Source organism: Phyllobacterium sp. P5_D12 (assembly GCF_054049495.1).
The window spans coordinates 1-7,465 of record NZ_JBFUMG010000209.1; the positions used below are offsets into that span (position 1 = coordinate 1).

Annotated in this window: 4 protein-coding genes; 3 read left to right on the top strand and 1 reads right to left on the bottom strand. The window is 53.8% G+C overall.

What is annotated here, in order from left to right:
* The first annotated feature begins 370 nt into the window (after positions 1-370).
* The 3 genes from ACXJ5O_RS14645 (at position 371) to ACXJ5O_RS14655 (ending at position 3,410) form a co-directional block, all read left to right on the top strand.
* Positions 371-997, top strand: a complete 627-nt coding sequence (locus ACXJ5O_RS14645) for a recombinase family protein (protein ID WP_457300520.1) — start codon at positions 371-373, stop codon at positions 995-997.
* A 944-nt stretch (positions 998-1,941) separates the two neighbouring features.
* Positions 1,942-2,934, top strand: a complete 993-nt coding sequence (locus tag ACXJ5O_RS14650) for an AAA family ATPase (protein WP_457300521.1) — start codon at positions 1,942-1,944, stop codon at positions 2,932-2,934.
* Between the two features lie 209 nt (positions 2,935-3,143).
* Positions 3,144-3,410 (top strand): hypothetical protein, encoded by a 267-nt coding sequence (locus ACXJ5O_RS14655; protein WP_457300522.1) that lies wholly within the window; start codon positions 3,144-3,146, stop codon positions 3,408-3,410.
* Between the two features lie 505 nt (positions 3,411-3,915).
* Here the strand turns inward: ACXJ5O_RS14655 and ACXJ5O_RS14660 are convergent.
* The gene (locus ACXJ5O_RS14660) at positions 3,916-7,068 is read right to left on the bottom strand and encodes a type I restriction endonuclease subunit R (protein WP_457300523.1); all 3,153 of its coding nucleotides are present in this window, start codon (positions 7,066-7,068) and stop codon (positions 3,916-3,918) included.
* Between the last annotated feature and the right edge of the window lie 397 nt (positions 7,069-7,465).

Below are 7,465 nucleotides of genomic sequence, written 5' to 3' on the forward strand. Positions count from 1 at the left end.
GATCGCAGCACCGAGGGCATTGCCGGTCTCTCTCAACGTATCCTCTTGCATGTCACGCGCGGCCATTGCCAGTGCGGTGCCTTGGTCACTTACGATCTCTTTGGCTCGTTCGATTGCCCACAGTGCAAAGTCGTTCCGATTGTCGATTGTGACTGTGTCCATAGCAGTGCCTCCCCATGATTGCTGCGCTTCATTGCCCAATGCTATTGCGCGGGTCAACTGACAACTCTCTGGTGCGTTTAGGCTGTAGGCTGAGCGGACCGAATTGGACGAGCGTTATTATTGATATTGTTGCGATGGGGTTGACTAGCCTAATCGGACCAGATAGGCATGTACCAGCCTAAACGGACTTTGAGGGATATTGACCACCATGACAATGATTAGAACCTACCTTCGCGCTTCCACCAAGGAACAGGACGCTTCCCGCGCCCGTGCTGACCTAAAAGCCTTTGTTGACCAGCGTGGACTTAGGATTGCCGCTGAGTACTTAGAGAACGAGAGTGGCGCTTCGCTCCAGCGGCCTGAACTGTTCAAGCTCATTGAGCAAAGCTATGAGGGGGACATCCTCCTTATCGAACAGGTAGATCGCCTGTCTCGTCTCAATGATGCCGACTGGCAGACCCTGCGATCGCTTCTGGCAACCAAGAGGATCAAGGTGGTTGCGCTGGATTTGCCAACGTCTCACATGCTGGTCAATGCTGATGAGTTTACCGGACGGATGTTCGATGCGCTCAACACGATGATGCTCGACATGCTGGCAGCGATTGCGCGTAAGGAATACACCGACCGGAGAAGGCGACAGGCTCAGGGCATCGCCCATGTCATGGCAGACCCAGAGAAGAGGGCGGCCAAGTTCAGAGGCAAGCCTGAGGATGCCAAGCGCCACGACAGGATTACCAAGTTGCTGCAGGGCGGCATGAGTTGGTCCGATGTGATGGCTACGGTTGGCTGCAGCAGGACCACGGTGGCCAAGGTGGCCAAGCGGATAAGGGAATGATGGGATTACCCCTTCCCCTAGCTGAACATGCGGCAATCCAAGCGGTTGCCCTCTAGCAGTACGAATACCCACTCCACTAGCACGACATGCCTAAATCCAAGACCCACCCCTCTAGCACTATCGCTGAGGCAATACCCTGCCCCCTAGCATAATATTCCCCCCTAGTAACGACACGCTCAAATCCAAGACCTGTCCCCTTAGCACATACCGCTGAATGCAATACCCGGACCACTAGCAAGATATTCCCAAATCAACCGGGTGACCCCTAGCGATACATCACTCAGTTCAGGAGGTTGCCCCCTAGCAACGACACGCTCAAATCCAAGGGGTTCCCCTCTAGCACGTATTACTCAAATCCAAGCGACTAACATCGCCCCGCTCGTTCAGTACGAACGCTTAATTCAATAACCCCTTGCACCGAACAACCTCCAGGCCGGTCGCTCTAACACGACATGATGAAGGCAAAGTCCAATAGGGTGACCACTAGCACAACTGGTCATTCGGTTGTCCTCTAGCACTTAACGCACCGCGCAATCGAATACCCGGACCCCTAGCACCGCAGATGGTTACCGAAAGTGCCTACGTTAGGGACACTCCTAGCACGACACCCGAAATCCAAGACAAGTACCTCTAGCACGACACGCCAAATTCAAGAGGTTGCCAACACACACAGATGGCTTCACTGAGCCCCTCTATCAGGCCCATCCGATAAGTAATGCCCGTCAAAATCCATTGGCGTGTTTCTCCTTATCGGTGCCACCGGGGTATGAGCAGATATGCTCATCGACCCCAGACAAGCATTAACAACATAGGAGAGACAATGATGCTCGCAGGAGCTACGCTTGAACCGTAATATCGCATCGATCACGCAAGACGCTAACGGCGTTCATAGGATCGTAAATAAGCACGACCTCCGAGGGCTGACCCTTGGGGAACTACTGGACATGAATAGACCACCCAGAGAGTTCGCTATCAATCCATGGTTGAAGACCGGGGAAAGCGGGTTGATTTGGGCGGCATCCGGCGTTGGTAAGACGTGGTTCACACTGACCCTGGCCTTGGCGATGGCTGGAGGTGGCACCGTAGCAGACTGGAAGGTCGAGAGGCCCCGAAAGGTTCTTATCGTTGATGGCGAGATGAACACAGGCGACCTTGGTGACCGATTGGCCTCGCTGGTTATCTCTGGTGCCGTAGGTGGTCTAGACGTGGCCAAGGCTCGGGAGAACATCTTCGTTATGCCGAGGCAGTACCAGATACCGCACACCGAGTTCTATGACATCACAGACCCAGATGCGCAGAGCCGCATATTGAGCCGTATGGATGCGTTCGGCGCAGACGTGGTCATTATCGACAACCTGACTACATGTGCCGATGGTCTATCTGATGAGAATGACGCAGCGGCGTTCCGTTCTGTCATGGCGTTCCTTCTGCTGATGAAGCAGGCCGGGAAGACTGCACTACTGGTTCACCATGCCAACAAGGCCGGGACCGATGCACGTGGTTCGACAGCCTTGGAGACAACCTTTGAGGTGAAGGTGGGACTTCGGAAGGCACCGGAGGCTGAACCCGGGAAAGCTTCGTTCACCTTGGACTTCGGGAAGTTTCGAGGGAAGGGTAACGCCTCCATCGGGAAGCAGAAGTGGACATTAGAAGCCGCTGGTTGGACCGTGGAGATGGACGAAAGTGCCGAGAGGCAGCGTTACGTGGCTTTGGTTCAATCGCTCAAGTTCACGTCTCAAGCTGACCTTGCCAAGCACCTTGGTGTGAACAAGATGGCCGTATCGAGGATGATCAAGAGAGCCGTGGCGCACGGCGAGATTACCGACAGCGAATGGAAGAGAGCATTCGAGACCGCAGCAACTTTGAAGGTGATGGACACCAGCGGCTTTGAAGACGAAACCGACGCGGACCCAGCCGTGGCTAATGCGGACTTCTGATGACCGATGTTGAACGTCGGGGAGGGCTCTAGCCCCTCCGTAGGGCCGTATCCGTAACAGGTATCCTTATCCTACTAGGTTCTGTTACGTGTTACGCCTGCAATTTCAATGACTTACAGAGGCCGAAATGGGCCTTGTAACAGTGACCGTAACAAACAAGGGCTCCGGTAACACGGGGTTTTTCTATTTCAGAAGGAGAATGGGCATAAATGAGAGCAGACATTCGTAACGGGAAGGACGCAACGATCCGCAGAACACAACCCAATTGGCTGGTCGAGTGCATCAAACTCGGTATCCCGCTAATGGCATTGCCAACACCACCGGCAGCAGACGCAACCTTTGCCGACAAGTCCCGCTACACATGGGCACTTCGGAAGCTATGGGAACAGCGTACGGGTCGTCAAATCGAACGACTGACACCTCAAGGCTATAACGAGAAGATGCTGGAAAAACGGAAGAAACAGCGTCGCCGCTAAAGCCACCTGAACCATCCTTGGACCGCTTTGTAAGATAACCGGAGGGGCGTTTCTGTTGGGAGGTATGGTTGGTCATATTTCCCACGGAAAGCGCTCAAACCCCACTACCAAGACACAGGAAACACTATTGCGCATTGAACTACACGGAAGCAATTCCGCGACTGCAACACTTGAAGGCGTCACCCTTGAACATGACACAGCTAATAAGCCGGGACGTGGCCGGTATAAAGACCCAGTTCCGATGCTTTGCCGTAATCTAATAGGCCGGGGCTTTGATCCGAATGATTTGGTTCACGTGACCCGCAACGGTAGGCCGGTATGGAAAGTCGATAGGACTGCGGCGGCATGGGCTGGAATTGACATCTATGACGGGCAGGAACGATTGAAGACCGTCAAGTACGTTCCGTTTACAAGCTGGTGCCAAACCCTTCGGAGAGCGACGTAGTGAAGACCGTCAACTTAGGGGCGGATTGCCCGACCCGCTAAGAAGCGGCGCTAACCCTATTCATCTATGTGAGCCTGCCACCTCTATCAGCAAGACTTCCGCCTGCGCCAAAACCGTTTGCACCGCAGCTAGTTCAAGGTCTGGCGGATACCCGTATTGCTTAAGAATGCGTTTGACCAAACGCCTCATCTGCGCCCGTGTACTTTGCTTATGATGCCAGTCCACGGTCGCGGAGGCTTTCATCTTCTCGACTAGCTCGTGAGCGATGATACGCAGTTGCTCACTGCCCATCGCTTCGACAGCACTCTCGTTTTCTGCTAGCGCGTCGTAGAAGGCTAATTCTTCTGGTGAARGCCCCTGCTCCTCACCCCGCGCAATTGAGGCCTTTATATCGCGTGCCATGTCGATCATAAGCTGGATCATTTCGACAGTGGAAATGGCGTTGGAGTGATAGCGTGCTACCGCTTCCTCCAGACGTTGCGAGAATGATCTAGCTTCAACAACATTTGACCGTGATCGGCTTTTGATCTCTCCGCTGAGCAGTTTCCGCAAAGCTTCCAGCGCAAGGTTTTTCTTCTCCATCTGCTGTATTTCAGCCAGAAATTCCTCGGAGAGGATCGACAGATCAGGAGTGGTTATGCCTGCGGCCTTAAGTACATCAACGATTTCGGCGCTAGCAACCGCCCGATTAAGAAGCTGCTCGACTGCAAGAGATTTTGCCCGCTCCGACATTTTGCCCGTGGCCGTTGTCTTAACGAGTGCCGCGCGAACCGCTTGAAAGAAGCCGACCTCGTCACGGATCATTGCAGCTTCATCGCTTGCAGAGGCCAGCGCATAGGCCTTGCTCAATTGTAGAACGGCATCTTGATAGCGACGATGAGCCTTTTTCTTGTTCTCGTCACCTTCGACCTTGGCAGCCTGTTCCTGTTGCCATTTCAATATCCAGTCGATTGCATCGCCGAGAGCCGCGAGACGTTCACGCGGCTGACCAACAATCCCCCGGCTGTAATCATGTCCATGGAACATTCCACGCACAATCTCATATTTCTCCATGAGGAGTGCTACAGCGTCTTCCTCGTCGATCCCAGTCTTGTCGCGGTCAGACTGCGTGTATTGCCCCAACGCATTTTTCAAGTTCTGAGCAATGCCAATATAATCGACAATTAGACCACCTGGCTTGTCCCTGAACACTCGGTTGACGCGAGCGATTGCCTGCATCAGTCCATGGCCCCGCATAGGTTTGTCTACGTACATAGTGTGCATGCATGGCGCATCGAAGCCCGTCAGCCACATATCGCGCACTATCACGAGTTTCAGTGCGTCGTTAACGTCTCTGGCACGTTTGGCGAGATCATCGCGCCGTCTCTTATTGCCGATATGTTGTTGCCATTCGAGGGGGTCGGAGGCCGATCCGGTCATGACGATCTTTATTGCACCCTTGTTGTCCTCGTCAGAATGCCAGTCAGGCCGGAGCTGCACGATCTGATCATAAAGGTTCACGCAAATCCGACGGCTCATGCAAACCGCCATAGCTTTACCGGGCATACCCTCGATCCGCGCTTCAAGATGGGTCACCAAATCAGCAGCGATCTGGGATAGGCGTTTATCGGCACCCACCAGCCGTTCAACCGTCGTCCACTTCGCCTTCTGTTTTTCCTGTTCGCTCAGTGTATCGTCTTCAAGGATGGCTTCAATCTCCGCGTCGATACGTGGCTTCTCGTCCTCGTCCAACTCAATGCGTGCAAGGCGGCTCTCGTAATAGATAGGGACCGTTGCTCCGTCCTCTACTGCACGGCTGATGTCGTAAACATCAATGTACTCGCCGAATATGGCAGGGGTATTCACGTCCTCGGCTTCAATAGGGGTTCCGGTGAAACCGACGAAAGACGCGTTAGGCAGACCTTCGCGGATATAATGCGCGTAGCCATATCGCCGCTTGCCGGTAACCTTGTCTAGCTTGGCATCGAAACCGTATTGGCTGCGGTGAGCCTCGTCGGCCATCACGATAACATTGCGTCGCTCGGTCAGCATCGGGAAATGCTCTTCACCCGCTTCCGGTGAGAACTTCTGCACCGTGGTAAAGATCACACCACCTGAAGCACGATTGAGCAAACGGCGAAGATCGTCCCTGCTATTAGCCTGCTCGGGTGTCTGACGGATCAAGTCACGGCACAGACTAAAGGTGTTGAACAACTGATCATCCAGATCATTGCGGTCAGTGAGCACGACCAACGTCGGGTTTTCCAATTCCCTTGAGCGGACGATCAGGCCACCAAAGAACGCCATGAGCAGGCTTTTGCCTGAGCCCTGAGTGTGCCAGATTACGCCGATCTTACGGTCACCATCGGGCCGTGCCGCTTCAATGGCACTTGACAGAGCCTTTCGGGCTCCATGGAACTGGTGATAGCCTGCAATGATCTTGAAAGGACCATCGCCCTTATCGCCAAACACAATGAAATCGCGGATCAGGGAAAGAAAGCGTTCCTTGTCGAACACTCCGCGTAGCAGCGTTTCCATCTCTCGGGGACCATGCGGAGTGAAATCATCTTCAGCGCCCGTCACTGTGCGCCACGGCATGAAACGTTCCTCATCAGCTGTAAGCGATCCGATCCGTGCAAGCATTCCGTCTGAAGCTATCTGGACGGCATTGGTGCGAAAGAGCGAGGGTATTTGAGCCTTGTAGGTGCGAAGCTGGTTGAACGCTGCCGATATAGTTGCACGCTCCCCACCAGCATTCTTGAGCTCGATAATMGCCAAGGGAAGTCCATTCACAAATACCATGATGTCTGGCCGTCGATTGTGATGTCCTTCAACCACAGTGAACTGGTTTGTCACGAGCCAGTCATTGTTGTCTGGATCGCTATAATCGATTAGCCAAACCTTATCACCTTTGATTTCGCCGCCACCCGTCGCAAACTCGACGTCAACACCATCTGTCAGCAGCCGATGAATGCGGCGGTTTTCTTCAACAAGTGAGGGCGTTTCTGTAACAAACACCTGCTTGATGGCTCCAGCGCGGGCATCAGGAGGAATGGCGGGATTAAGACGTTCAACGGCAGCGGCAAGCCGGTCGAGCAAGATGACATCGGCATAGGCGGTACGCCCAGGCGTAGTCCCATCGGGGGCAATTTCTGAGGCGCTGGCATAAGAGTAACCAAGCTCGGAAAAAATGCCGAGGGCGGCTTGCTCCACGATGTCTTCCGTAATGCTCATGCCCCGCGTCCCACATTCAACTATTCGGTATGGATTATCCGTGTATCACAACATGCGCGATCAGGAGCTTTTCCCGGCTGACACACTCGTTATCGCAGCGATGATCGCTCGGACTTGACTTAGACCGTCTGGTGTAAATCTCGCGAGGTCAGCGTTGGCCAGTTGGTTCATGGTTTTCAGAGCACTGTGACGGCCGTACTCCACCTCGCCATGCTCGTTCCTTGACGTCCACAATGCCGAGGCATAATAGGGTTCCCAAGGTACATCGTTGACAAAGGAAGCAACCTTTAAGGGACACCATATGTGTGGGGGGCCTTTCGCCCCTTTTTCGAACATGACCTCTACTGAATACCCGCCAACTGCTGAGATCGTGTACCGATTAGCTTTGTTTTCTTGA

Coding starts and splice junctions, on each gene's coding strand:
- ACXJ5O_RS14645 (WP_457300520.1), top strand. CDS start 371: ATGACAATGATTAGAACCTACCTTCGCGCTTCCACCAAGGAACAGGAC.
- ACXJ5O_RS14650 (WP_457300521.1), top strand. CDS start 1,942: ATGAATAGACCACCCAGAGAGTTCGCTATCAATCCATGGTTGAAGACC.
- ACXJ5O_RS14655 (WP_457300522.1), top strand. CDS start 3,144: ATGAGAGCAGACATTCGTAACGGGAAGGACGCAACGATCCGCAGAACA.